Here is a 25,281-nt window from a genome sequence, read left to right on the forward strand (position 1 = left end):
CCGCAGTCATTCCGCGGCTTCGGCCGTTCGCTGGCCGGCGGCCATCCGCCGCTCGTGTTCGAGCAGCCAGCGCTTTCGCCACAATCCGCCGCCGTAGCCGGTGAGCCCGCCGTCGGCGCCGATCACCCGGTGGCAGGGGATGACGATCGCAATCTGGTTGGCGCCGTTGGCGCACGCCACCGCCCGGACGGAGCCGGGCCGGCCGATCGCCTTGGCCTGTTCGGTGTAGCTGCGGATGCCGCCTGTGGGAATGCGGCGCAGTTCGCTCCATACCATCCGCTCGAACGGCGTGCCGTGGCCGGCGATCCGCGTTTCGAAACCGTCGTCATGGCCGTCGAAATAGCGGGTGAGCTCGCGCTCGATCTGGTCCGTCATCGGGGTGCGGCCCATGACGATGCCGCAGCCCGTTCTCTCCCTGATGCGCCGGATCTCGTTCGGCAGGGCAGGGCGGTCGGCGAATTCGAGGAGATGCAGCGCGTGCTCGTCGGCGATCGCCATCATCGGGCCGATCGGCGTTTCGATCCAGTCGGCCCTGAGCAGGCCCTTGCCGCGCAGGTGACGCGGCGCGCTGCCGATGAGCTGGGTGATCGCGGCGCGAAAACCGCTGCCCGATTCGAAGCCGGCGTCGAGCTGCGCCTCGATGACCGGAGCGCCCCCGGTGAGCGTCTCTGCGGCAAGTCCGACGCGACGCAGCCGCGCGATTTCGAGAAAGCTCATGCCGAACTGCCGCTTGAAGGCGCGCCGCACCGTGGAAAGATCAAGCCCCATCGCAAGAAGGTCGCTCTCCCGCCAGCGCCGTTCCGGCTCGCGCTCCAGCGCTTCGAGAAGTGCGGTGACGGTCGCGTCGTTGCCCTTGTAGCGCAGCATCGGCCGGCAGCGGAGACAGGGTCGGAAGCCCGCTTCGAGGCAGGCGGCGATGCTCTCCTGAAAGACGCAGTTCTCGCGCTTGGGCTTGCGGGCCGGGCAGGTCAGCCGGCAGAAGATCCGCGTCGTGGTGACGCAGACCCAGGCGAAGCCTTCATAGGCCGCATCGCGCTTTAAAAGCGCTTCGTAGAGGATGTCGTCGGTGGGTCGGTCGAACAGCATGCCTCTGTTCTAACCCGGAACCGCGGTACGCGCCGCCGGAAAAAGAGCACGGATTTTCTCTTTTTCAGGCGGCGGGTAGGCGTGTCAGGCCGCGTAGGAGGGGCGGTACTGCGTCGAGGCCGGCGTGTGGACCTGCGAGCGCGAGACGTTGAAGCGCGACAGCAGGCTGTTCAGGTGTTCGGCGATCTGGTTGAGCTCATGCGTCGAGGCATTGGTTTCCTCGACCATCGCGGCGTTCTGCTGGGTCATCTGATCCATGCTGTTGATCGCCTTGTTGATCTCGCTGATACCGGAGGACTGCTCCTGCGAGGAGGTGGCGATCGCCGTGATGTGCTCGTTGATCGAATGCACCTGGCCGCCGATCGTGCGCAACGCCTCGCCGGTGCGGTTGACGAGCGAGACGCCGTGCGCCACGTCCTGCGAGGAGCGATCGATCAGGAGCTTGATCTCGCGTGCCGCCGAAGCGGAGCGTTGGGCAAGCTCCCGGACTTCCTGCGCGACGACGGCAAAGCCGCGTCCGCTTTCGCCGGCACGGGCCGCTTCCACGCCCGCATTGAGGGCAAGGAGGTTGGTCTGGAACGAAATCTCGTCGATGACGCCGATGATCTGGGTGATCCTGCGCGACGACTGCTCGATCTCGCCCATCGCGTTGATCGCCTCGTCGACGATCTCGCCGGAACGCACGGCTTCCTGTGCCGAGGCGTGCACGACGGACATCGCCTCCTCGGTGCGCTGGGTGGCCTGCCGGGAAACGGCCGTGATCTCGTCGAGGGCGGCGGCCGTCTCTTCGAGCGCTGCGGCTTGCTGCTCGGTGCGCTGCGCCATGTTGTCGGTTGCCGCCGAAAGCTCGTGCGTGCTCATCGACACGCGGGCCGTTTCGTCGACGATCGCCGCAAACGCGGTGCTGAGCGCGTCGAGCGCCTGGTTATAGTTGTCGCGCAGACGCTCGAAACGCGGCGAGAGCGGCTGTTCGATGCTGGAGGTCAGGTCGCCCGTCCTCAGAGCGTCGAGCGCCTGGTCGATGGCGGCCATCGCCTCGTCCTGCTCCGCCTCCAGCTTCTGGCGTTCCTGCTCGGCCTTCTCGCGCTCTTCGGCGAGCGCCTGCAGGTAGACGGAAATCGAATAGTCCATGTCGAGCATCGCGGCCTTCAGGACGGCGCTGATGCCGTCCGAAATGCGCCTGGCTTTCTTGGCCTGCAGCATGCCCTTCAATTCGTTCTTCACAACGGCGTCGAGAAGGCCTTCGAGCACCAGCGCATAGCCGCCTATGTACCATCGCGGCTCGAGCCCGAGCCGGGCGTGGGTGCGGCCGATGGCGGTCACGGCATTCACATACTGGTCGTCGAACCGGCCCGAGGTGATGAGCGACCAGTGATTGCGCTGCTTGTCCTTTGCGTGGGCGATGTGAGCGTCGCTCGAGAAGAAGCGCGCCGTTTCGGGGCTGGCCTTGGCTGCGGCGTAGAAGCCGTCGAGTGCCGGACCGATGGAGGCGCTGATGACCGGCTGCAGGGCGATCAGCGTTTCAACTTGCGCTTTGTCAATTTTTAGAAAAGAGAGGCGGTCGGTAAGGTCGGAACGGGTCCGGAAGGAACTGGTCATTGCTCTACTGCTATCTGTTAATGCTGTGCGGTGGCGAGCCGCCAGGCGACTACCGGAAGCAATTCTTCCTCGTCGCATCCTTCTCTCAAATGCTTAAGAAACAAATAAATAGCGTGAATACTACCTTTCCGTGTCGGATTGTTGCCGGAAAAAGGTGCAGATGCAAAATCACCCGGCACGCTGCGGTGCCGGGCGCGGACGCCTTATGGAACAGCGAAGCTCTATTCCTCGATGTCTTCTCCGGTCGCCGGCTCGACCGGCGCGCGGGCCATGCGCTCGCTCGGGTCGCGGCCGATCTCGGCCTTGAGGCTGACGAGATCGATGAAATGGTCGGACTGGCGGCGCAGGTCGTCGGCGATCATCGGCGGCTGTGTGGCCATCGTCGAAACCACCGAGACCTTGCGGCCCTTGCGCTGCAGCGCTTCCACGAGCGTGGTGAAGTCGCCGTCGCCGGAAAAGATCACCAGGTGATCGGCCGTTTCCGCCTGCTCCATCGCATCGATGGCAAGCTCGATGTCCATGTTGCCCTTGACCTTGCGGCGGCCCATCGAGTCGGTGAACTCCTTCGCCGGCTTGGTGACGACCTTGTATCCGTTGTAGTCGAGCCAGTCGATCAGCGGGCGGATGGAGGAGTATTCCTGATCCTCGATCAGAGCCGTATAATAGTAGGCGCGCAGCAGGTAAGCCCGCTTCTGGAAAGCCTTCAACAGCTTCCGGTAGTCGATGTCGAAACCGAGGCTCTTGGAGGCCGCGTAGAGATTCGCGCCGTCGATGAAGAGAGCGAGCTTTTCGCGTGGATCAAACATGCGCAATATCCCTTTGGATTTAAACGAGCAAAGCGGAAAACCTATGCAAAGTCAGGACGTTGTCCTTCGGGTATGAGCAGTCCGGTAAAATTATGAACTGTTCATATAAGAATCATGTAGTGCACGACGGATCACATTCCAAGCACGTTTTGGTTGAGGTGTGAAAATTTCCCACGCTGATTGCACCGCCATCCGGAGCGCAATGTAGCGCTGCGATCAAGGAAAAACTTGAATTCGCCGGCCATTGATTGTATCGGGCGTGTTAATCCCGAAAGATCATGACCGTAAAGGACAGGCTATGGCCCGTGTCACCGTTGAAGATTGCATCGACAAAGTAGAGAACCGCTTCGAGCTCGTTCTGCTCGCCAGCCATCGCGCACGGCAGATCTCGCAGGGTTCGCAGATCACCGTCGATCGCGACAATGACAAGAATCCGGTCGTCGCCCTGCGCGAGATCGCTGACGAGACCCTCTCGCCGGGCGACCTCAAGGAGGACCTCATCCATTCGCTGCAGAAGCATGTCGAAGTCGACGAGCCGGAGCAGGATGCAGGCGCACTTCTTTCCACCGCTGCCGTCCGCAGCGAGGAAGAGGAAGACATGCCGGAGACCGTCACCTTCGACCAGATGTCGGAAGAAGACCTGCTCGCCGGCATCGAAGGTCTGGTTCCGCCGGAAAAGAGCGACGATTACTAATCGTCAAGCAATGTCGGGCTAAGCTTGCGCCGACGACAATGTGCTCATGTGCGCCGACCCCACGGGTTGGCGCGCTTTTCGTTTGTTGGAGTGGCTTTGGATGATGCGGCAATACGAGCTCGTGGAGCGGGTTCAGAAATACAAGCCCGACGCCAATGAAGCGCTGCTGAACAAAGCCTACGTCTATGCGATGCAGAAGCACGGCAAGCAGACCCGTGCGAGCGGCGACCCCTATATTTCCCATCCCCTCGAAGTCGCCGCGATCCTTACCGAGATGCATCTCGACGAATCGACGATCGCCGTCGCGCTGCTGCACGACACCATCGAGGACACCACGGCGACCCGCGCCGAGATCGATGAACTCTTCGGCGAAGACATCGGCCGCCTGGTCGAGGGACTGACCAAGCTCAAGAAGCTCGACCTCGTCACGAAGAAGGCCAAACAGGCGGAAAATCTCCGCAAGCTGCTGCTGGCGATTTCCGACGACGTGCGCGTGCTGCTGGTCAAGCTCGCCGACCGCCTGCACAACATGCGCACCCTCGAGCACATGAAGCCCGAGAAGCGCGCCCGCATCTCCGAAGAGACGATGGAGATCTATGCGCCGCTCGCCGGCCGCATGGGCATGCAGGACATGCGCGAGGAGCTGGAGGACCTTTCCTTCCGCTACATCAATCCCGAAGCCTACGAGACGGTCACCGAGCGGCTTGCCGAGCTCTCCCGTCGCAACGAAGGCCTGATCAAGAAGATCGAGGACGAGCTGCGCGATCTCCTGGTCGCAAACGGGCTGACCAACGCGGCAGTCAAGGGGCGGCAGAAGAAGCCTTACTCCGTCTTCCGCAAGATGCAGTCGAAGTCGCTCTCCTTCGAGCAGCTCTCCGACGTCTACGGCTTCCGCATCATCGTCGACGACATTCCGTCGTGCTATCGCGCGCTCGGCATCGTCCACACCCGCTGGCGTGTGGTTCCCGGCCGCTTCAAGGATTATATCTCGACGCCGAAGCAGAACGACTACCGCTCGATCCACACCACCATCGTCGGCCCGTCGCGCCAGCGCATCGAACTGCAGATCCGCACCAAGCGGATGCATGAGATCGCCGAATACGGTATCGCCGCCCACGCGCTCTACAAGGACGGCGAGGGTGGCGGCGACGGCGAACTGCTGTCGCGCGAAAGCAATGCGTATTCGTGGCTCCGTCACACGATCGAGGCGCTGGCCGAAGGTGACAACCCGGAGGAATTCCTCGAGCACACCAAGCTCGAACTCTTCCAGGACCAGGTCTTCTGCTTCACGCCGAAGGGAAAGCTGATCGCGCTGCCGCGCGGCGCGACCCCGATCGACTTCGCCTATGCGGTCCATACCAACATCGGCGACACGACGGTCGGCGCCAAGATCAACGGCTCGATCATGCCGCTCGTCACCCGCCTCAACAACGGTGACGAGGTCGAGATCATCCGCTCCGGCGTGCAGGTTCCGCCGGCGGCCTGGGAGGAGATCGTCGTCACCGGCAAGGCCCGTTCGGCGATCCGCCGCGCGACCCGCATGGCGATCCGCAAGCAGTATTCCGGCCTCGGTCATCGCATTCTCGAACGCACCTTCGAACGTGCCGGCAAGATTTTCTCGCGCGATGCGCTGCGGCCGGTGCTGCATCGGCTCGGCCACAAGGATGTCGAGGATGCGATCGCCGCTGTCGGCCGTGGCGAGATGTCGTCGATCGACGTGCTGCGGGCGGTCTTCCCCGATTACCAGGACGAGCGCGTGACTGTGAAGCCGGCGAGCGACGAGGGCTGGTTCAACATGAGCGGCGCCGACAGCATGGTCTTCCGCTTGCCGAACAAGGGCAAGCTGGCGGAAGGCGCGGCCGAGGGGCCGGAACCGCTGCCGATCCGCGGGCTTTCGGGCAGCGCGCAGGTGCATTTTTCGCCGGCGGGCGCCGTTCCCGGCGACCGTATCGTTGGCATCATGGAAGACGGCAAGGGCATCACCATCTATCCGATCCAGGCCTCGGCGCTGCAGCGCTTCGACGAGGAGCCCGAACGCTGGATCGATGTCCGCTGGGATCTCGACGAGGCCAACAAGGCGCGCTTCGTCGCCCGCATCCTGATCAACGCGCTCAACGAGCCGGGCGCGCTCGCCAAGGTCGCGCAGACCATGGCCGGCCTCGACGTGAACATTCGCACCCTCACGATGACGAGCGTCGCCACCGATTTCACCGAAATGGCGATCGACGTCGAGGTCTGGGACTTGCGCCAGCTCAACCAGCTGATCGCCCAGTTGAAGGATCTCGAATGCATCTCGACCGTCAAGCGCGTCTACGACTGAGCTGCATTTTGCTCGGTCGCCGACCCGCTGGACGCCGCCCGAAGGCTGTGGTCAACTGCGCGGGATGGGGAAGGGGAGACGATGGTGATGAAGACGGCAATCGGTTCCGTGCTCGTGATGTTTGTGGCCGCGCTGCCGGCGCCGGTCTTTGCCGCCGACGGTGACGAGACGCTGCTCTATGGCCGGCAACTCCAGCGCGGAGAAATCGCTTCAACGTGCTTCGCCCGTCGCTATGACAAGGCGCATCTGGGCAGCCATCCGCACCAGAACGTGACGGAGATGCGCATTCTCTCCTACCGGCCGGACTGGCCGCAGGCGGAGAGCATCATCAACCTCGAATTCCGGTTCCGCGGCGTTTCCGAAGCGTTCCAGCTCTCGGGCGGCTGCCGCCCGGTCGCCGGCAAGGCGAAAGTGCTCGACTGTGCCGTCGAATGCGATGGCGGCCTCTTCTCGATCCGGCGGGAGGCTTCCGGTTCCCTGATGGTCGACATTCCAGCCGGCCTTGCACTCTGCGATGGGGACGAGGCTCTGCCGGCGGGCGCGCGCTTCGGGTCCGACGACCGCCGTTTCCGGCTCGGCATGGCGGAGATCGCCACCTGTCGCGATCTGGTCTGGGACGACGAAATCCGACCGAAGCTGCTGCAGTCCGGCTCGCGCTGAGCGGAGGGGCGTTCTGCCTCGCAATTAAGCAGAACTGCTGCTCGATGTATGTCGTTATGCGATTCCTGCATGGCTGGGTACCGCTTCCATGCGTGGTGCTTTGTGCGCTGCACCATTATATTCGTGGTCAGTGGAAATGATGAAAGAAGAGAGGGAAGACAATGTTTGCTCCCATTCGTAAACTGGCCCGCGCCCTGCACGTCCCGACCATCGCCGAACGCGAAGCAGCCTATCTGAACGGCTCGCGCGACCTGGTCGACCTGGAATACCGCCAGCGGCAGATCGACCGCGGCCTGTTCCGCAACGGCCGCTGATCGTCGGCATGCTCTGCGCGCCCGGAAAGGGCGCGCAAGCCAGGAAACGGTGACGATCCGGTGCTTGAAGCCTGTCCGCCCTTGTGTGACGACGGGCAGATACACTAAATGTGGCCCATGTCTCGTCGTCGCCGCAAAGCTCCGGATTTTCATGCGCCCCTGCCGGGTGCGTGTGCAGTGTCCGTCTCGCCGCTTTCCCTGCCGGCGGAGACGTCAGGCGGCCTGGACCTGCCGCTTCGGATACCGTCGTGCCTCTCGCGGCCCGGCAGGCCGGAGCCGCGATGATGTCCGCGGCGCAGGGGGCTTCATGATCATCGGTATAGGAAGCGATCTCGCCGACATCCGGCGTGTCGAGCGCTCGATCGAACGCTTCGGCGACCGCTTCACCGGGCGCTGCTTCACGGATGCCGAGCGCGAACGCGCCGATGCTGGCAAGAACCGCGCGGCCTCCTACGCCAAGCGTTTCGCTGCCAAGGAGGCGCTGTCGAAGGCGCTCGGCACCGGCATGTCGCAAGGCGTCTTCTGGAAGGATATCGGCGTCGTCAATTCCGTGCACGGCAAGCCGTCGCTCGTGCTGACCGGTGCGACGGCGGAGCTCCTGCGCTCCATGACCCCCGCAGGTCACGAGGCGGTGGTCCATCTGACCATGACCGACGAATTTCCCTATGCCCAGGCCTTCGTGGTCATCGAGGCGCGGCCGGTTGATCCGTAATGGAACATCGGGGCCTGTTTCCCGCCGTGGCGCCGGCGGTGCGGCGGAATTTCACGGGCTTTCCCGTTGCCGCGGCGGGCCGAACCGACTAGACAGGGCGTAATTTCGCGAAAAAGGAACCAAACGGCGTGACCGAGCAAGCTGAAAAGAAGCACAGTGGGCTGTGGGAAAACATCAAGGTCATCATCCAGGCTCTGTTGCTGGCGGTGATCATTCGCACCGTCCTTTTCCAGCCCTTCACCATTCCGTCCGGCTCGATGATGCCGACGCTGCTCGTCGGCGACTACATCTTCGTCAACAAGTTCGCCTACGGCTATTCGAAATATTCGCTGCCCTTCTCGCCTGACCTCTTCGAAGGCCGGTTCTTCGCCAGCGAACCGAAGCGCGGCGACATCGTGGTCTTCCGCTTCCCGCCGAACCCCGACATCGACTACATCAAGCGCCTGATCGGGCTTCCGGGTGACCGCATCCAGGTCATGGGCGGGGTGCTGCTCGTCAATGGAAAGCCGGTGCCGCGCGAGCCCGACGGCAGCTTCACCTCCGACTACCGGCTCGATCCGGGCGCCGATGTACCGGTCTTCCGCGAAACGCTCGACAATGGCGTGACCTATGACACGCTCGACCAGTCGCCGACTTCGCGCGGCGACAACACCCGCGAGTTCATCGTGCCGGAAGGCCACTACTTCATGATGGGTGACAACCGCGACAACTCGCTCGACAGCCGTTTCGACGTGGGCATGGTGCCTGCCGAGAACCTCGTCGGCCGCGCGTCGGTGATCTTCTTCTCGCTCGGCAACGACACGTCGTTCCGCGAGGTCTGGAAGTGGCCGGCCAACATGCGTTGGGACCGTCTGTTCAAGGTCGTTCAATGAAGAAGGTAAAGGGGCTCTCGGCCGAGGACCGGGCGCGGGCGGAGGCGGCCATCGGCTACGCCTTCGCCGACAAGGAACGGCTGGACCGCGCGCTCACCCATGCGAGCGCGACGCTCGCCAGGGGTGGTGACTACGAGCGGCTGGAGTTCCTAGGCGACCGCGTGCTCGGCCTCTGCATCGCCGAGCTCCTGTTTTCCTCCTTCAGAAATGCGACCGAGGGCGAGCTTTCCGTCCGCTTCAACCAGCTGGTCAGCGCCGAGGCCTGTGCGGCGATCGCCGACGAGCTGGAGCTTCACCGCTTCATCCGCACCGGTGCCGACGTCAAGAAGCTGACCGGCAAGAACATGCTGAACGTCCGCGCCGACGTGGTGGAAAGCCTGATTGCCGCGATCTATCTGGATGCCGGCCTCGAAGCGGCGCGTGGCTTCGTGCTGAAGCACTGGAGCGCGAGGGCTGCCCGGGCCGACGGTGCGCGGCGCGACGCCAAGACGGAGCTGCAGGAATGGGCGCATGCCAAACATGCCGCCACGCCCGTCTACAAGGTTGCGGAACGCAGCGGACCGGATCATGATCCGCGCTTCACCGTGACGGTGGAAATTCCGGGGATCGCCCCCGAAACAGGAACCGAACGTTCCAAGCGCGCGGCCGAGCAGGTCGCCGCCACGAAGATGCTGGAGCGCGAGGGCGTCTGGCAGAAAACCGCCCCTTGAGGCTGATGGATATCTATGACCGACAATGACAACATGGCCGCCGCCGGCGGCGAGCATTCCGGCGATCAGCCGACCCATTCGGGCTTCGTCGCCCTGATCGGCCCGACCAATGCCGGCAAGTCGACGCTCGTCAACCGCCTGGTCGGCGCCAAGGTGTCGATCGTCAGCCACAAGGTGCAGACGACGCGCGCGGTGATGCGCGGCATCGCCATTCACCAGAACGCGCAGATCGTGTTCATGGATACGCCCGGCATCTTCAAGCCGCGCCGCAAGCTCGACCGGGCGATGGTGACGTCGGCCTGGGGCGGCGCCAAGGATGCCGACCTGATCCTGCTGCTGATCGACAGCGAACGGGGACTGCGCGGCGATGCCGAGGCGATCCTGGAGGGCCTGAAGGAGGTTCCGCAGCCGAAGATCCTCGTCCTCAACAAGATCGACCGGGTGCAGCCGGAACAGCTTTTGAAGCTCACCGCCGCTGCCAACGAGGCGGTTCGGTTCGAGCGCACCTTCATGATTTCCGCGACGACGGGTTCCGGCTGCGACGACCTGATGGACTATCTGGCGACGACGCTGCCGGAAGGCCCCTGGTACTATCCGGAGGACCAGATCTCCGACCTGCCGATGCGCCAGCTCGCCGCCGAGATCACCCGCGAGAAGCTTTTCCTCAGGCTGCACCAGGAACTCCCCTACGCCTCCCATGTCGAGACGGAGAAGTGGGAGGAGCGCAAGGACGGCTCGGTACGCATCGAGCAGGTGATCTATGTCGAGCGCGAGAGCCAGAAGAAGATCGTTCTCGGCAAGGCCGGCGAGGCGATCAAGGCGATTTCCACCGCCTCGCGCAAGGAGCTCTCGGAAATCCTCGAGCAGCCGGTGCACCTCTTCCTGTTCGTCAAGGTCCGCGAAAACTGGGGCAACGATCCCGAGCGCTACCGCGAAATGGGCCTCGAATTCCCCAAGGGCTGACCGGCAAGACTGAGGTCAGGTCTTCAGCCGCCGCGCCACCATCCTGGCGATCGGGGGGCCGATCAGGATGATGATGAAGAGACGCGCGGTCTGCAGCGCCATCACAAAAGAGATGTCGACCGGCGTCGAGGCGGCGATGATCGCGACCGAATCGAGCCCGCCGGGGCTGGTCGCCAGATAGGCGGTCAGCAGGTCGACGCCGAGCGTCGCCCAGAGCAGGACCGCGAGCGCGCCGCAAAAGGCGATCAGCACGACAATCGAGAGCATTATCTGCGGCAGCGCGCTCGTCGCGTGGCGGAGAATTCGCCGGGTGAAGCCGAGGCCGATCTTCCAGCCGAGCACGCCGTAGGAAATGGCGAGCAGCCATGGCGGCAGCTCGATCTGCAGGTGGCCCGTCGTCGAGAGTGCGGCGGTGGCGATCATAGGCAGCAGCATGGTGCCGGCCGGGATATTGAGGAGCGCGCCGACGGCGCTCGCCGCGAAGGCGACGGCGAGCGTTTCGAGAAGGGCAAGCGTGTCGACCGGGCGGAACCAGTCGATCGGCTGGGCTTCGCCGCCGGCGGCATGGAAGGCGAGCGCCGCGATCACCGATGCGGCGGAGGCGACACAGACCACCCGCAGATACTGCATGAAGGCGACGAGGCGCGCATCCGCGCCGTAGGCCTCCGCCATCAGCATCATCGCCGAGGCGGCGCCGGCCGACGTCCCCCAGATCGCCGTCGTTCCCGGCAGGATGCCGCTGCGGGCCATGAGATAACCCGTGACCGTGCTGGCGAGCACGATTGCCAGCACCACCGAGAGAAAGAGCGGCCAGCCGTGCAGGAAGGTCTCGGCAATCTTGAGGTCCAGCGCGCGGGCGATCACGCAGCCGATCATCGAATGGGCGGCGAAGTAGGGAAGGCGCGGCACGGAGAGACGCGCGCCGTTGGTTGCGGCCGCGATCGCCGCCAGCATGGGGCCGAGAAGCAGGGCGCCGGGGATGCCGATCTCTTCCAGTATCGCGGCAAGCACGACCGAAAGCAGGAGGAGGACCGCCCAGCGCAGCGGCACCGGCAGCCGCGTCAGCAGGCCGGGTTCCAGTGCGGGTTCGGTCGACGGACGGTCGTCAGATGACATTCGGGGGAGGCTCGCATCGGGAAGGGCGTCGTGCTGCGGCTACTATACCGATTCCTAATGAAATGTATCGCGCACGTGGCGGGAAATCGCAGTCCGGTCGCTTTCCTCCTGCCGGCGGACCTGTGCCCGGCGGTCGATCTGGTGTAGAACGAAACCATGCAATGGACCGACGAAGCGATATTCCTGGGCGCCCGGCGCCACGGCGAGACGAGCATCATCGCCGAGATGATGACCCGCGAGCACGGACGGCATCTCGGCCTCGTGCGCGGCGGCCGTTCCCGCACCATGCAGCCGATGCTGCAGCCCGGAAACCGGCTCGACGTCGTCTGGCGCGCGCGCCTCGACGAGCATCTCGGCGAATATCGGGTGGAGCCGCTGACGCTGCGCGCCGCCCGGCTGATGGAGAGCGCGACCGCCGTTTACGGCGTGCAGGCGCTCGCGGCGCTGCTCCGGCTCCTTCCCGAGCGTGATCCCCATCCGCATCTCTTCGGAATGCTCGACATCATCCTCGACCACCTGCACGAGGCGCGCTCGGCGGGCGAACTCTTCATCCGCTTCGAGCTTGCGGTGCTGAACGATCTGGGTTTCGGGCTCGACCTCGCCCAGTGTGCGGCGACCGGCGCGCGGGAGGAGCTCGTCTATGTCTCTCCGAAATCGGGGCGGGCCGTCTGCCGGGAGGCAGGAGAGCCCTGGGCGGACAAGATGCTGGCCCTGCCGCCCTTTCTTTCCGCCGGGGCGTCGAGTGCTGCGACGGCCGAAAGCCTGACCGATGCGTTTCGCCTGACAGGGTTCTTTCTCGGCAGGCATGTCTACGAGCCGCGGGGCATCACGCCCGGCGCGGCTCGCGAGGGTTTTCTTCAGGCTGCATTGAAGGCCTTGCGCGCCGGCGAGCCGGACAGTGCATTGGCGGCGTGCGAGAACATGGCCTGACCGTCCGCACCGTTCTTCTTCATGTGGTCGTGGATCGCGAGCTGCAGCTCGACGATGTTGCGGTAGGTGCCGCCATCCAGATCGATGACCGGAAACTTGACGGCGATGAACTTGACCCGGTCCCCGTCAGGAACGGAAATTCCGACCGGTATACCGGCGTACTCGATAACTCTCTTTTCCATAATCAGTATCCCCGCCCGCGCATTCCGCGCGGACAATCGTTGGACTCAGCTTGTGAAGTTCAGTGATTGTTCGGCGTCACATTCGACACACGGATCGGCATTTGCCGGCCGTGTGCACGCCGTTGGGGGAGAGGTGCCAAGGACGGGCGGCATGAAGAAAGACAACACGCATTCTGACCTCCTTTTGGCAGGGAGCTCGTTGATCGAACATCCCGGGCTGAAACGTTAAGTCGGTTCTCTGTTCGAACCAGCTGGCTCAAGGTAGGCGCGAGGTGCTTCTCCGTCAACCTTCAGGGGGTGAAAAATAAAATAATATTTTGTGACACCGGGATTGTGGGTGCATTGCGGCAAAAAATCATCGGCTTTGCCGCAATTGCTAAAAAATGTGTTCGATCGTGACCTCTCACGCCGCCGCCGGCAGCGCGCGGTCCACGGGACGTTCGGCGATCGGCCAGTGGACGATCGCGGCGAACACGCCGAGCGCCACGCCGAACCACCAGACGGTGTCGTAGGAGCCCATCCGGTCGTAGAGATAGCCGCCCATCCAGACGCCGAGGAACGAGCCGATCTGGTGGGACAGGAACACCAGTCCGCCGAGCAGGCCGAGGTGGCGCGTGCCGAACATGATGGCGACGAGCGCGTTGGTCGGCGGCACGGTGGAGAGCCACAGCAGTCCCATGACGATCGCGAAGACGATCACCGAGAACGGCGTCTGCGGCAGGAGCAGGAAAGCCGTGACCGCGACCGAACGGGCGACATAGATGAAGGCGAGGAAGTACGGCTTCGAATAACGCTGCGAGATGAAGCCCGAGGCGAGCGAACCGATCACGTTGAAGAAGCCGATCAGCGCCATGGCGATCACCGCGTAGCGGGCGTCGATGCCGATATCCCCGAGATAGGCCGGGAAATGGGCGGTGATGAAGGCGACCTGGAAGCCGCAGACGAAGAAGCCGCTGGTCAGCAGCAGATAGCTTCGGTGTCCGAGCGCTTCGCGCAGGGCTTCGGCGACGGTCTGCTGCGCCTGCGCCTTCGACTGGGTGCCGGAATTGGCGTTGCCGCGCAGCGGGTAGGCGAGCAGCGGCACGATCAGCATCAGCGCGCCGAGCCAGACGAGACTGTCCGACCAGCCGAAGTTCGAGATCAGCGCCTGGCTGAGCGGCGCAAACAGGAACATGCCGGCCGACCCCGCGGCGGTGCCGATGCCGAAGGCGAAGGAGCGTTGCTCGGGCGTGACGTTGCGGGCAAACGCCGACAGCACGATGCCGAAGGAGCCCGAGGCGACCGCAAGGCCGACCAGCAGGCCGCCGCCGATATGCAGCCAGACCGGCGAGGACGCGTGGGCCATGACGGTCAGGCCCGCGGCATAGAGCAGGCCGGAAAGGGTCAGCACCCGCCCGGTGCCGTACTTGTCGGCGAGCGCGCCGAAGAACGGCTGGCCGAGGCCCCAGGCGAGGTTCTGGATCGCCATTGCAAGGCCGAAGGTCGAACGGTCCCAGCCGGTGTCGGAGAGCATCGGCAACTGGAAGAAGCCCATGGCCGAGCGGGGTCCGAAGGTCATCATCGCGATCAGCGAGCCGCTGACGATGATCAGCCAGGGCATGGGGTTTCGCGTGGTCGTGGTCATGGATTCCGTCTCCTGTTTCGGCAGCAGACGATAGAGCGCGTCAGGAAGACGGAAAAGCGCGTTTTCCTGAAGGAATCATCAGAGGAATTGATGGCTGTCAATGTTGGGGTGCGGAGAGGTGATGGGTCGAGGCGCGGCGGTGGTCACCGCTGCTTGATCGCCCAGCCTTCGGCGCGCGTGTCGATGACGGTCACGGCATCGCCGATCGCGATCTTTCCCTCGCCGCGGGGCACGGCGTTCCAGCCGAAGAGCGGACCCGGAACGCGGCGGTCGGCCGACATGCGCAGGCGGCCCATTGCCGGCATCGGACTTGCGCCCTCGCGAGAGCCGGTCTGCTGGTCCTGGGTGGTGATGACGCAGCGCGAACAGGGTTTGACGAGATCGAGCCGCAGGCCGGCGATCTCGATGGCCGCCCAGCGGTCTTCGGCCCAGGCCTCGTCGCAGTCGACGACGATGTTCGGGCGGAAACGCTCCATGCCGACGGTGCCCTCGCCATGAGCCTCCATGTCGGCATTGAGCGCCTTCAATGATCCGGTGGTCGTCACCAGTACCTGATAGCCGTCGGCGAACGCGACCGGCGTATCCGGGCCTGCCCATTCGGCACTCGCGGTGCGGTGTGCCTCGCCGTCGAAGAAGACGAGCTTCAGCTCCCGTCCGAACCAGTCCGAAAGCCGGGCGTTGACGCTGTCGTCGGCGACCGCGGCGCTGACGATCGATTTCCACACGGCGACGTTCATGCGGCGCTCGGGATGGGGCGGCGCCACCATCATCTCGCGGCCGTCGTCGAGGCGCAGCATGAGGTGGGAGGAGGCGGGCAGTGCCAGCAGTCGGGCGAGATCCGGCAGTTCGCGCTGGGTGACGAAATGACCGTCCGGCCCCGTCAGCATCATCCGGCGGTCGCCGCCAAGTCCGCGGGCGTCGATAGTGGCGACCGGCAACGGAATGCCGCGGGCGCTCTTCAGGGGATAGATGTTCAGTTCGCTGACCTGCATGATGATCCCTCAGATTTCGTCGATGAAGAGGTCGAGGACGTGGCGGAGGCGCTCGTGCCGCTCGCGTGCGAACGCGCGCCCGCTTTTCGTCTGGAAGCCGTCGGCGAGCCGGAAGAGCTTCGTCTCGAAATGGTCGATGGCAAAGCGCTTGTCGTCGAGCGCGCGGTTTGCGCCGAGCGGATCGGCGGGGTCGTAGAGCGCCGAGCCGAGCCGGCCGGCGATGTAGAAGCAGCGCGCCGCGCCGATCATGCCGATGGCGTCGAGCCGGTCGGCATCCTGCAGGATTTTTGCTTCCAGGGTCTCGGGCGCGATGCCGGCGGAAAAGCTGTGGGCCTCGATCGCGTGGCTGACGCGACCGATGTCGGCCTCCGTCCATCCGAGACCGGCGAGAATCTTTGCCGCCTTCTCCGCCGCCAGCCGCGAGGCGCTTGCCCGGAGCGGCGAGTTCTTCTCGACCGCCACGCAGTCGTGCAGGAGGACCGCGGCGGAAAGAATCCGGGTGTCGCCGCCCTCGCTTTCGGCGATCCGCATGGTGTTGCGGAACACCCTCAGCACGTGGGCGACGTCGTGCGAGCCGTCATCGCTTTCCGTGGCGTGGGCGAGGAGTTCGGCCGCAAGCGCCTCGTGCGGGGCGAAGGCATCGGCGATCGGCGGAGAGGACATCGGCGGGGACCTCAAGGAGGGGAAAGGCGATTTCCATCACCACGTAACCGGGTCGCGGCCGGAGCGCAATGCCGGTTCCGGTGCGCGCCATGCCGATATGTCGCATGTCGTCGAAGCGACGCCGCCCCTTGCAACTTGTCACAAAAGTTTCTAAATCGAGCGTACCGGCACGCGCCGGTTTTCTTTGACCTTGATTATGCTCAAATTGAGCATAAATGGAAGCCGGCGACGGCGGGGAGATCAGGATGCAAGAGGTGCAAAGCGCGGGAGCCGGCATCGTCCCGGTACGCAGTGCCGCCGAACGATACGGAGTTCTGGAGCGCCCGGACCTCTCCTTCACTCCGGCCGTCGCCAAGGAAACCGAACATCTCTACGAGCGCGTGAAGGGCTTCATCCCGGCGATCGAATGGCCGGTCTTCGCGCCCTATGTGCACGCGATCAACCGGCTGAAGAAGGAGCGTGGCGCCGTCATTCTCGCCCACAATTACCAGACGCCGGAAATCTTCCACTGCGTCGCAGACATCAAGGGCGATTCGCTGCAGCTTGCCCGCGACGCGACCCGCGTCGACGCCGAGATCATCATCCAGTGCGGCGTTCACTTCATGGCCGAGACGTCGAAGCTGCTCAATCCGGAGAAGACCGTGCTGATCCCGGATGGGCGCGCGGGGTGCTCGCTGTCGGAATCGATCACCGGTGACGACGTGCGCGCGCTGAAGGCGCGCTATCCCGGCGTGCCGGTCGTGACCTACGTCAACACCTCGGCCGACGTGAAGGCGGAAACCGATATCTGCTGCACCTCGTCGAACGCGGTCGCGGTCGTCGACAGCCTCGAATCGGACACCGTGCTCTGCATCCCGGACGAATACCTGGCGATGAACGTCGCCAAGAAGACGAAAAAGAAGATCCTGACGTGGCAGGGGCACTGCGAGGTGCACGAGCGCTTCACCGCCGAGGAGCTTCTCGAATACAAGGCTGCCGATCCGTCGATCGAGATCGTCGCCCATCCGGAGTGCCATCCGAGCGTGCTTGCCGTCTCCGACTATGCCGGTTCGACCGCGGGCATGATCGACTACGTCAAGACGAAGCGCCCCGGCCGCGTGCTGCTGGTCACCGAGTGCTCGATGGCCTCCAACATCCAGGCGGAGGTGAAGGGCGTCGACTTCGTCAAGCCGTGCAACCTCTGTCCGCACATGAAGCGGATCACGCTGCCGAAGATCCTCGACAGCCTGCTCTTCATGACCGAGGAAGTCACCGTCGATCCGGCGATCGCCGGCCGCGCCCGGTTCGCCGTCGAGCGGATGATCAACCTGAAGCAATAGCATTGCCTGCAAGATCGGCCCTGGGCCGGGGGAGACCAGTCTGATGCCCACCAATATCGAATCCATCCGGCCGCAGTCGTGGCAGGGCATCGACGACATCGTGATCGTCGGGGGCGGGCTTGCCGGCCTGTTCTGCGCGCTGAAGCTCGCGCCGCGTCCGGTCACGGTGCTCGCCGCAGCACCGATCGGTCACGGCGCCTCTTCCGCCTGGGCGCAAGGCGGCATCGCCGCGGCGATGAGCCCAGGCGACACGGTCGAGAAGCACCTTGCCGATACGCTCGCCGCCGGTGCCGGGATCGTCGACGAGAAGATCGCCCGGCTGATGATCTCGGAAGGGCCGGACCGCATCCGCGACCTTCTCTCCTACGGCGTTCCCTTCGATCGCGGCCTCGAAGGCCAGCTCCTTCTCTCGCGCGAGGCCGCCCATTCCGAGCGCCGCATCGTGCGCGTGAAGGGCGACCAGGCCGGCAAGGCGATCATGGAGGCGCTGATCGCCGCGGTGCGCAACACACCCTCGATCCGCGTCATGGAAGGCTATGTCGTCGAGGAGCTGGTGGTCGAAGGCCGCTTCGTCTCGGGCGTCATCGCAAGGCCGGACGCCGGCAAGTCCAAGACCCGTGTTGCCTTCCCGGCGCGCGCGGTGGTGATGTGCTCGGGCGGCATCGGCCATCTCTACCAGGTGACGACCAATCCGGCGGAGGCGCGCGGCGCAGGTCTCGGCATGGCGGCGAAGGCGGGCGCGATGATCGCCGACCCGGAATTCGTGCAGTTTCATCCGACCGCGATCGACATCGGCCGCGATCCGGCACCGCTCGCGACCGAGGCGCTCCGTGGTGACGGCGCGATCCTCGTCAACGCCGCCGGCCATCGTTTCATGACCGACCTGCATCCCGATGCCGAGCTTGCACCGCGTGACGTGGTCGCCCGCGGCGTCTTCGCCGAGGTGAAGGCGGGCCGCGGCGCCTTCCTCGACTGCACCAAGGCGGTCGGCGCGCACTTCCGCGAGCGCTTCCCGACCGTCTACGCCTCCTGCATGGAAGCGGGCATCGACCCGGTGACCCAGCCGATCCCGGTTGTTCCGGCCGTGCACTACCACATGGGCGGCGTGCTGGTGGATGCCGATGGCAAAACGACCGTCGACGGGCTCTGGGCGGCGGGCGAAGTGACCTCGACCGGCGTGCACGGCGCCAACCGCCTGGCGTCGAACTCGCTGCTGGAGGCCGTGGTCTTCGCAGCCCGCATCGCCGAGAACATCAAGGGCATGCTGCCGGAATCGACCCTCTACGAATGGCCGAAGAACGCCGGGGAGAACGACGAGCTCGTCACGCTGGAGGATAGCCCGCAGCTTGCCGAGCTGCGCCGGCGGATGTCGGCGGAAGCGGGCGTCATCCGCTCGGGCGAGGGGCTGAAGACCCTCATCCGCGACATAGCGCGGCTGGAGCGCGAGAACACCCGCATCCGTTTCTCCAACATGGTCGCGGCGGCAAAGCTGATTGCGACCGCCGCCTATCGTCGCGAGGAGAGCCGCGGCGGGCATTTCCGCTCGGACTGCCCCTATACGGTCGAGAGCTGGCGTCACCGCACCTACATGACGCTGAAGGATGCCGAGCGGACGGCCGCCGAGATTGCCGGGTAACGTGACAAGAAGGGGAATGCCACCATGACCGCAGAGACCTTCCGCCCCGTCCTTCCGGCGCTGATGATCGAGGATCAGGTGAAGGCGGCGCTCGCCGAGGATCTCGGCCGCGCCGGCGACATCACCACCTATGCGACGATCGCGCCGGAGCGCGTCGCGACGGCCGAGATGAACAGCCGCGAGGAGGGTGTCGTCGCCGGCATCGAGCTTGCGCGCGCGGCCTTCCGCATCGTCGATCCCGCCGTCGTCTTCGAGGCGATCGCCGCGGACGGCGACCGGGTTGGTCCGGGGACGCCGATCGCGCGGGTGAGCGGCCCCGCCCGCTCGCTGCTTTCGGCCGAGCGCGTGGCGCTCAATTTCCTCATGCATCTTTCGGGCGTCGCTTCCTACACGGCGCGCTTCGCCGCCGAGATTGCCCATACGCGGGCAAGGGTCACATGCACCCGCAAGACGCTGCCGGGGCTGCGGGCGGTGGAGAAATATGCCGTCCGGCTCGGCGGCGGCTCGAACCACCGCTTCGGGCTCGATGACGCGATCCTCATCAAGGACAACCACATCGCCGTCTGCGGCGGCGTGGCCGAGGCGGTGCGCGCGGCCCGCAGCTATGCCGGCCATCTGGTGAAGGTCGAGGTGGAGGTCGACACACTTGAGCAGATGCGTGAGGCGCTGACGGCGGAACCGGACGTGATCCTGCTCGACAACATGGGGCCGGAGACGCTGCGCCAGGCGGTGGCCATCAACCGGGCCCATAGCGGTCTCGACGAGGCGGCTTACTGGACTGCGGGCCGCCGCGTGATGCTCGAAGCCTCCGGCAACGTCAATCTCTCGACGATCCGGGCGATCGCCGAGACGGGTGTCGACTACATCTCGACCTCGAAGATCACCATGGCCGCGCCGACGCTGGACATCGGGCTGGACATTACGATCGCCTGAGGCGGAAGCGTTCAGCGTCCTCCGACCTTCAGTCCCGGCGCGGGGCGCTCTTCGAGAATCTGGTGGCGGAAGCGGAAGAGGGCGGCCGGGCGACCGCCGGTTGCCGCCATAGTGCCGCCGGTCGGCTCGACCAGCTCGGCGCCCTCGACCAGGCGGCGGAAGTTCTGCTTGTGGAGATGGCGGCCGGAGATCGCCTCCACCGTCGCCTGCAATTCGGTAAGAGTGAATTCCGGCGGCATCAGTTCGAAGACGACCGGGCGATACTTGAGCTTGCCGCGAAGTCTCGCGATCGCCGTCGCCATGATGCGGCGGTGGTCGAAGCGCATCGGCACGCCGAGCCGGGCCGCAAGCCCTGTGTGCCAGACGCGACCGTCGGCGACGGCCTCCTCGATGAGGCCGGCTTCGTAGAGCAGTTCGTAGCGCTCGAGCACCCGTTCCTCGTCGAACGGGAAGTCATCGAGCCCGAAGGCGAGCTTCAGGCGCGAGCGGCGTGAGAGCCGGGCGGCACCCGCGGCATCGCCGCCTGCCTCCTCCGCCCATTGCCGCAGTGCCGGCAGGATGACCTGATCGAGGAGGACCGGGCGCCCCTGACGCCAGTCCTCCCAGGGAAGATAATTGTACCAGTCGCGCCAGTGCACGCCGGCGGCGGAAAGGGTCGCTGTCCGCTCCGGATCCATGCGCGTCAGCGCCAGATAGCCGACGGAAACGAGATGCGGGCCCATATCGCCCGGCATCTTGTGCCGGCCGCGGTCGCCGAAGGTATAGAGCTGTTCGATATAGCCCATGTGGAGCGCGGTCCGCGCCTCGACGGCGACGCGCAGCGACATCTCCATGGTGCGGTAGCGCCCCGGATCGAACGGCCCGAACGGCAGGCTTTCGAGTTCGCTCGCCGGGTCGCTGACGACGAGAATTTGCGGATTGCCGCCGGAAACGGCGACGATCGCCGCGTCGAGGCTGATCTCGATCGGCGAGCTTGCCGCCGTCATGGCAGGCGGTCTCCGGAAGGCGAGAGCGGCAGCACGAAGGGCGCGTTTCCGTCGGCATCCGCACCGCGGCCGATCGCTTTCACCGCCGCGACGAGCCGGCCACCGCGCCCGAGCAGCCGGTCGCCGATCTCGACGATCCGGGCATTCGGCGTGGCGTAGGGCGAGACCTGCCTGAGGCGTGTGGCGAGTTCCACCTCGTCGTCGTCCGGCCGGACCGCGAGGCTGGCGACGAGTGCTGCCGCCGGCGAGCGCGACACCCCCATCCAGCAGTGGACGACGAGGGGAGAAGCCTGGTCCCAGCTGCGGGCGAAATCGATGATCTGCGCGACGTGGACCTCCTGCGGCGCAACGAGATCGCCGGTACCGGCGAAGGTTATGTCGTGGATGCCGAGCTTCAGGTGGCGCGCCGGGTCGATCACGCCGGGCCGATGGAAATCCTGCCCTTCCGCGAGCAGGCTGATCATTTCCCGCGCCTTGTGGCGAACGGCCATTTCGGCGATGCGGGCGAGGGGGGAGACGACGATCGCGCTCACGGTGCCGCCTTCCTGGCTTGCGCCCGCGCCGCTTCGATCGCCTCGAAGCGCTCGACGAAACGTCGCTGGGCTTCGAAGGCGGGGAGCGGCGCGACCATCAGCGTGGTGCGGTCGAAGCCGCGCGGCTGGCCGAAGAATTTCCGCGCTTCCGCCGGCGCGAAGCCGGCAAGCTCCGTCGCCTCGAAATAGGCGGCGATCCGGTCGGCCTTCTTGATTTCGTCCTTGAGGGTGCGCGAGGGATGCGGCGGCAGGCCGAAGCGCAGGTGGACGGCCGCTTCGAGCCGCTTCTCGACCACCTTGTAGTCGCCGCCGACGACCGCCTTGAAGGGCGAGATCATGTCGCCGATCACGTATTCCGGGGCGTCGTGCAGCAGCGCCATCTGCAGGTCGTCGGCGCTCGCCTTCGGGTGGCTGCGGCGGAAGATCTCCTCGACGAGCAGACTGTGCTGGGCGACGGAAAAGGCATGGTCGCCGGAGGTCTGGCCGTTCCAGCGGGCGACGCGGGCAAGGCCGTGGGCGATGTCGCTGATCTCGACGTCGAGCGGCGAGGGATCGAGGAGGTCGAGCCGCCGGCCGGAAAGCATCCGCTGCCAGGCCCGCGATTTCATCTGCGTGAGCGGCGGCACCGGTCAGGCCTCCTCGGCGACCGTCGGGAAATCGAGACCCGACCAGGCCGGAAGGCTAACGGTCAAAGCGGTTTCTCCGGCGAGCACCGGTACGCCCTTAGTAAGCGCCTCGCCGACGCGGTCGATGCGGACGATCGCAAGGCCCTTCTCGCCATGGACGGAACCGAGCGTGCCGACCGGCTTTCCGCCGGCGGTGATTTCCGTTCCCGGCGCCGGCAGAGGCGTCCCGCCACCGACGAGCACGACCCGCCGGCGGGCCGTTCCGCGATGCTGCATCCGCGAGACCACTTCCTGGCCGACATAGCAGCCCTTCTTGAAGCCGACGCCGCCGTTGCGGTCCATCAGGACATCGTGGGGAAAGGCATCCTGGAGCGCGAAGTCGGCGCCCGATTCGGCGATGCCCGCGGCGATCCTGATATCGAGGTAGGCGCCGTCGTCCTCCCCGGCATACCTGCCCGGCCGGCGGCCAAGCACCGTCCCGGCGATCACAAACCGCCTGTCGAGAAGGGCGGCCGCGTCTTGCTCATCGCCCCAGGAGACCGTGACGCCGGCTTCCGGTTCGGCCGTGATGGTGACCGCCGCGCGCAGCTTATACATTGTGAGCCGCTTGACGAGATCGGCCTGCTGGCCGGCCGCGGTTTCGAGAAGGAAACCGTCACCGTCGCGCGAAATCAGGAAGTCGAAGAGGATCTTTCCCTGCGGGGTCAGGAGCGCGCCGGGCCGGGCTTCGCCGACAGGCAGCGCCGCCACGTCGGTCGTGACGAGGTTCTGGAGAAAATGCTCCGCCTCCGCTCCGGAAACCCGGATCAGGGCGCGATCTGGAAGAAACGCTGCTGGCATCGTCTGCGATTTTCCGAAGTTGCGATGTCAGAGAGTTAAGGGCTTGGCGGGCAAACGGCAAGCGCCGGTGTCAGTCGCCGGCCGTGAAGAGTTTCCACTGACCGTCCGGCGAGATGCCGACGCGGAAGAAATTGTAGTTGCCGGATTCCTGCATGTCGGCGAAGTCGCCGGCCGTGACGATCCGGAACAGCTCCACTTTTTCGGGGGCCGTCAGCGTGGAAAGCGGCTTTTCCGCGAAATAGGGCCAGACATACATCTCCTCCGGCGTGCCGGCATTGATATGGACGAAGCCGGTGGAGAGAACGTCGAGCAGGATCGCCAGGACTTCGATGCCCTCGCTGTCGCCGGAAAGGCCCTTGAGCGTGGTGATCGGGTCGGGATCGGCCGAATCGAGCATGACCTGCGTCTGGTTCGGGCCGGGATTGAGGAGGGGCCTCAGCCGCTCGATATCGCCCGATGCTGCGGCCTCGATAATCAGCTGCCGCAGCTTGCGCACCGGCTCCGGCGCCTTTTCGATATCGTAGATGACCTCTGGCGGCGGTCCCTGGTCCTCGGGAGCATCCTCGGCGCCGCTCGTCGTGTCCGCCTTGTCGTCAGGCGTGCTGATCAGCGGGTCGGGGTCCGGTATGCCGATGACTGCGCCCGAAGGCGGCGCTGCACCGGGCGTATCCTCCACGGTCGGGGCGGGCTCTTCGGCCGGCTGCCCGCCGATCTGTTTCAATTCCGAAAGTGCCGAGGCGCTGCCGACGGTTCCGACGAGCATCACGCCGGCGATAAGAGTGGTCGCCAGGCGGCGCAGATCGCGATGCCGGCTGGCCCGAGCGGACGCCTTCTTCATCGCCGTCCCTCTTCGTCGATTACTGGATGCTGCGCGTCGGGGAGAACTCGCCTGCGACCATGCGGGCCTTGAGTTGCTCGAGGATGGCCTCGGCGCCTTCCTCTCCGTGAATGCGAATCGTCTCGCGCATGGCGAGTGCGAAGGCGGCGTCGGCGATGATTTCCGGCTCGATGCCGTCGGCCATGCCGTCCGCCCAGGCTTCGTTCTGGTACTCGAGGGCGGCCTGCATCTTCTCGTGAACGATCATGTCGTCGATGTCGTTGCGGCGCGGTTCCATGATACTCATCCTCGATGCAATCAGTTCTTACTCACGTGTTAACAACACTAGCAGCCTTTTCCTGAAACGACACGGGGTCGTGTCGAAACGGGTTAATTATTCGCTAATTTCCGTAGCGGGTCGCAATTTCCATGGCAAGTGTTGCGCCTTCGGCACGGTAGCGCTCGGCGGCTGTGGCGGCCGAAGGCGTGCAGGTCGTATAGACCGACGCAAAGGAGCGATAGCCGCGATTATAGGCCGCGACCATGCGTTCGCGACGTTTCGGCGCTCCCGCCGTCTCGATTTCGATCAGTTTTTCCATCTGCCGGCGCCATTCCGGCTCGCTCGAATTGCCGCAGAGGTTTCGAAGATACTGGACGGCGCCGATGATCTCGGAAAGCCGAATCAGTTGCGCGTCGTAGGGGGCGGGCTTTTCCTGCTGCTCCACGGGCGGCGGCGGTGACGCCTCCTGTGCCGCGGCGGGCAGGGCGCCGAGCAACGCGACGAGAAGGGCGGTGGCCATGGTGGCGGAGACGCGCGAGCGCGCTTTGATGTCAGCGGTCATCGCGGGCACGCGCCAGCCTTTCGAGGCAGTCGAGAATGCTCGGGGGCACAGGCAAGCGGGCAATCTCGTCCGGTCGGTACCAGCCGAGATCGGCGGCATCGTCGGCGGCGAGCGCCTCCGTCTCGTCCTCGACGTCGACGAGGAAGACGGAGAGCAAGAAGCCGCCGGTGCCGCTTTCCGCCTCGGCCGCGAGCTCGTAGAAATGGAAGAGCCGCGGGTTCCCGCCGCGCAGGCCCGTCTCCTCCTGCAGCTCGCGCAGAGCCGTTTCGGCCGGCGTCTCGCCCGGTTCGGCCCTGCCGCCGGGGAAGGCGTAAAGGTCGGCGGCCGGCGGATTGAGCCGGCGCACGAGGAGGATGCGGCCGTCACGTCCCACGATCGCCGACGAGGCTGAGGCAAAGGACGTCTTCGTCATGCTCATGAATATAGGTCGTCCTCTCCTTCTTGGCCCGGATTCCGTCGAATGAGAGCCGCTTCGCGGAGTATTGCGGCATCGGCGCCGCCGCGCA

The 25,281-nt window shown here is 65.3% G+C and carries 28 protein-coding genes; 12 read left to right on the forward strand and 16 right to left on the reverse strand.

The genetic code is table 11. The features are described from left to right. Positions 1–6: 6 nt before the first annotated feature. From DFR48_RS04245 to DFR48_RS04255, 3 genes are all read right to left on the reverse strand, one after another. Positions 7–1,086: a bifunctional transcriptional activator/DNA repair enzyme AdaA gene (locus DFR48_RS04245; protein ID WP_114361920.1), complete on the reverse strand. Its 1,080-nt coding sequence runs from the start codon at positions 1,084–1,086 to the stop codon at positions 7–9. 84 nt (positions 1,087–1,170) lie between these two features. Beyond that, positions 1,171–2,685, reverse strand: a complete 1,515-nt coding sequence (locus tag DFR48_RS04250) for a globin-coupled sensor protein (protein ID WP_114361921.1) — start codon at positions 2,683–2,685, stop codon at positions 1,171–1,173. Between the two features lie 221 nt (positions 2,686–2,906). Next, positions 2,907–3,491: a LabA-like NYN domain-containing protein gene (locus DFR48_RS04255; RefSeq protein ID WP_114361922.1), complete on the reverse strand. Its 585-nt coding sequence runs from the start codon at positions 3,489–3,491 to the stop codon at positions 2,907–2,909. A gap of 298 nt (positions 3,492–3,789) precedes the next feature. Between DFR48_RS04255 and rpoZ the strand changes: the two genes are divergently transcribed. The 8 genes from rpoZ to era all read left to right on the forward strand — a co-directional run bounded on the left by rpoZ (position 3,790) and on the right by era (position 10,736). After that, the gene (rpoZ, locus tag DFR48_RS04260) at positions 3,790–4,185 is read left to right on the forward strand and encodes a DNA-directed RNA polymerase subunit omega (RefSeq protein WP_112686777.1); all 396 of its coding nucleotides are present in this window, start codon (positions 3,790–3,792) and stop codon (positions 4,183–4,185) included. A gap of 100 nt (positions 4,186–4,285) precedes the next feature. Further along, positions 4,286–6,505 (forward strand): RelA/SpoT family protein, encoded by a 2,220-nt coding sequence (locus DFR48_RS04265; RefSeq protein WP_114361923.1) that lies wholly within the window; start codon positions 4,286–4,288, stop codon positions 6,503–6,505. Positions 6,506–6,592: 87 nt separating this feature from the next. Then, complete coding sequence (locus tag DFR48_RS04270) at positions 6,593–7,165, forward strand: hypothetical protein (RefSeq protein WP_147273507.1); 573 nt, start codon at positions 6,593–6,595, stop codon at positions 7,163–7,165. Between the two features lie 161 nt (positions 7,166–7,326). After that, positions 7,327–7,479: a DUF3563 family protein gene (locus tag DFR48_RS04275; RefSeq protein WP_112686783.1), complete on the forward strand. Its 153-nt coding sequence runs from the start codon at positions 7,327–7,329 to the stop codon at positions 7,477–7,479. 307 nt (positions 7,480–7,786) lie between these two features. Beyond that, the gene (acpS, locus tag DFR48_RS04280; protein WP_114361925.1) at positions 7,787–8,191 is read left to right on the forward strand and encodes a holo-ACP synthase; all 405 of its coding nucleotides are present in this window, start codon (positions 7,787–7,789) and stop codon (positions 8,189–8,191) included. Between the two features lie 128 nt (positions 8,192–8,319). After that, positions 8,320–9,063: a signal peptidase I gene (lepB, locus tag DFR48_RS04285; protein WP_114361926.1), complete on the forward strand. Its 744-nt coding sequence runs from the start codon at positions 8,320–8,322 to the stop codon at positions 9,061–9,063. Then, a complete protein-coding gene (gene rnc / locus DFR48_RS04290; RefSeq protein WP_114361927.1) occupies positions 9,060–9,773 on the forward strand; it encodes a ribonuclease III in 714 nt (237 codons plus the stop codon). The genes lepB and rnc overlap by 4 nt, the downstream gene beginning before the upstream one ends. 15 nt (positions 9,774–9,788) lie before the next feature. Next, positions 9,789–10,736, forward strand: a complete 948-nt coding sequence (gene era / locus DFR48_RS04295) for a GTPase Era (protein ID WP_114361928.1) — start codon at positions 9,789–9,791, stop codon at positions 10,734–10,736. A 15-nt stretch (positions 10,737–10,751) separates the two neighbouring features. On the opposite strand, the gene DFR48_RS04300 is transcribed toward era, so the two are convergent. Further along, entirely contained in the window at positions 10,752–11,852 is a 1,101-nt protein-coding gene (locus DFR48_RS04300) for an AbrB family transcriptional regulator (protein ID WP_114361929.1), read from the reverse strand. 156 nt (positions 11,853–12,008) lie between these two features. Between DFR48_RS04300 and recO the strand changes: the two genes are divergently transcribed. Continuing rightward, positions 12,009–12,782, forward strand: coding sequence for a DNA repair protein RecO (gene recO, locus DFR48_RS04305; RefSeq protein ID WP_114361930.1), 774 nt, complete (start codon positions 12,009–12,011; stop codon positions 12,780–12,782). Here the strand turns inward: recO and DFR48_RS04310 are convergent. The 4 genes from DFR48_RS04310 to DFR48_RS04325 all read right to left on the reverse strand — a co-directional run bounded on the left by DFR48_RS04310 (position 12,710) and on the right by DFR48_RS04325 (position 16,243). Next, on the reverse strand, positions 12,710–12,964 hold the full coding sequence (locus tag DFR48_RS04310; protein ID WP_114361931.1) for a hypothetical protein: 255 nt from the start codon (positions 12,962–12,964) through the stop codon (positions 12,710–12,712). The genes recO and DFR48_RS04310 overlap by 73 nt on opposite strands. Positions 12,965–13,367: 403 nt before the next feature. Then, positions 13,368–14,588: an MFS transporter gene (locus DFR48_RS04315; RefSeq protein WP_114361932.1), complete on the reverse strand. Its 1,221-nt coding sequence runs from the start codon at positions 14,586–14,588 to the stop codon at positions 13,368–13,370. A gap of 143 nt (positions 14,589–14,731) precedes the next feature. Continuing rightward, positions 14,732–15,580, reverse strand: coding sequence for an MOSC domain-containing protein (locus DFR48_RS04320; RefSeq protein WP_114361933.1), 849 nt, complete (start codon positions 15,578–15,580; stop codon positions 14,732–14,734). Positions 15,581–15,589: 9 nt separating this feature from the next. Next, positions 15,590–16,243 carry an HD domain-containing protein gene (locus tag DFR48_RS04325; RefSeq protein WP_114361934.1) on the reverse strand — a complete coding sequence of 218 codons (654 nt, stop codon included), beginning with the start codon at positions 16,241–16,243 and terminating at the stop codon, positions 15,590–15,592. A gap of 245 nt (positions 16,244–16,488) precedes the next feature. On the opposite strand from DFR48_RS04325, the gene nadA reads away from it, so the two are divergent. Genes nadA through nadC form a run of 3 tightly spaced genes read left to right on the forward strand, consistent with a single transcriptional unit; the run spans position 16,489 to position 20,131 of the window. Further along, positions 16,489–17,562 (forward strand): quinolinate synthase NadA, encoded by a 1,074-nt coding sequence (gene nadA, locus DFR48_RS04330; RefSeq protein WP_114362306.1) that lies wholly within the window; start codon positions 16,489–16,491, stop codon positions 17,560–17,562. Positions 17,563–17,605: 43 nt separating this feature from the next. Then, complete coding sequence (locus tag DFR48_RS04335) at positions 17,606–19,198, forward strand: L-aspartate oxidase (protein WP_114361935.1); 1,593 nt, start codon at positions 17,606–17,608, stop codon at positions 19,196–19,198. 24 nt (positions 19,199–19,222) lie between these two features. Continuing rightward, positions 19,223–20,131 carry a carboxylating nicotinate-nucleotide diphosphorylase gene (gene nadC / locus DFR48_RS04340; RefSeq protein ID WP_114361936.1) on the forward strand — a complete coding sequence of 303 codons (909 nt, stop codon included), beginning with the start codon at positions 19,223–19,225 and terminating at the stop codon, positions 20,129–20,131. A gap of 11 nt (positions 20,132–20,142) precedes the next feature. On the opposite strand, the gene DFR48_RS04345 is transcribed toward nadC, so the two are convergent. The 8 genes from DFR48_RS04345 to DFR48_RS04380 all read right to left on the reverse strand — a co-directional run bounded on the left by DFR48_RS04345 (position 20,143) and on the right by DFR48_RS04380 (position 25,187). Further along, a complete protein-coding gene (locus DFR48_RS04345) occupies positions 20,143–21,117 on the reverse strand; it encodes an NUDIX hydrolase (protein ID WP_114361937.1) in 975 nt (324 codons plus the stop codon). Then, entirely contained in the window at positions 21,114–21,650 is a 537-nt protein-coding gene (locus DFR48_RS04350) for a tyrosine phosphatase family protein (protein ID WP_114361938.1), read from the reverse strand. Before DFR48_RS04350 ends, DFR48_RS04345 begins: the two co-directional genes overlap by 4 nt. Further along, positions 21,647–22,258 (reverse strand): HD domain-containing protein, encoded by a 612-nt coding sequence (locus DFR48_RS04355; RefSeq protein ID WP_114362307.1) that lies wholly within the window; start codon positions 22,256–22,258, stop codon positions 21,647–21,649. The genes DFR48_RS04350 and DFR48_RS04355 overlap by 4 nt, the downstream gene beginning before the upstream one ends. 21 nt (positions 22,259–22,279) lie before the next feature. After that, the gene (ygfZ, locus tag DFR48_RS04360; protein WP_114361939.1) at positions 22,280–23,116 is read right to left on the reverse strand and encodes a CAF17-like 4Fe-4S cluster assembly/insertion protein YgfZ; all 837 of its coding nucleotides are present in this window, start codon (positions 23,114–23,116) and stop codon (positions 22,280–22,282) included. A 70-nt stretch (positions 23,117–23,186) separates the two neighbouring features. After that, the gene (locus DFR48_RS04365; RefSeq protein WP_114361940.1) at positions 23,187–23,954 is read right to left on the reverse strand and encodes a hypothetical protein; all 768 of its coding nucleotides are present in this window, start codon (positions 23,952–23,954) and stop codon (positions 23,187–23,189) included. Between the two features lie 19 nt (positions 23,955–23,973). Further along, positions 23,974–24,231, reverse strand: coding sequence for a hypothetical protein (locus DFR48_RS04370; RefSeq protein ID WP_170141799.1), 258 nt, complete (start codon positions 24,229–24,231; stop codon positions 23,974–23,976). A 103-nt stretch (positions 24,232–24,334) separates the two neighbouring features. Next, positions 24,335–24,775, reverse strand: coding sequence for a TIGR02301 family protein (locus DFR48_RS04375; protein WP_114361942.1), 441 nt, complete (start codon positions 24,773–24,775; stop codon positions 24,335–24,337). Further along, positions 24,765–25,187, reverse strand: a complete 423-nt coding sequence (locus DFR48_RS04380; RefSeq protein ID WP_114362308.1) for an NUDIX hydrolase — start codon at positions 25,185–25,187, stop codon at positions 24,765–24,767. Before DFR48_RS04380 ends, DFR48_RS04375 begins: the two co-directional genes overlap by 11 nt. Positions 25,188–25,281 lie beyond the last annotated feature (94 nt).

Source organism: Ciceribacter lividus, assembly GCF_003337715.1.
In the GTDB taxonomy this organism is placed as follows: Bacteria; Pseudomonadota; Alphaproteobacteria; order Rhizobiales; family Rhizobiaceae; genus Allorhizobium; species Allorhizobium lividum.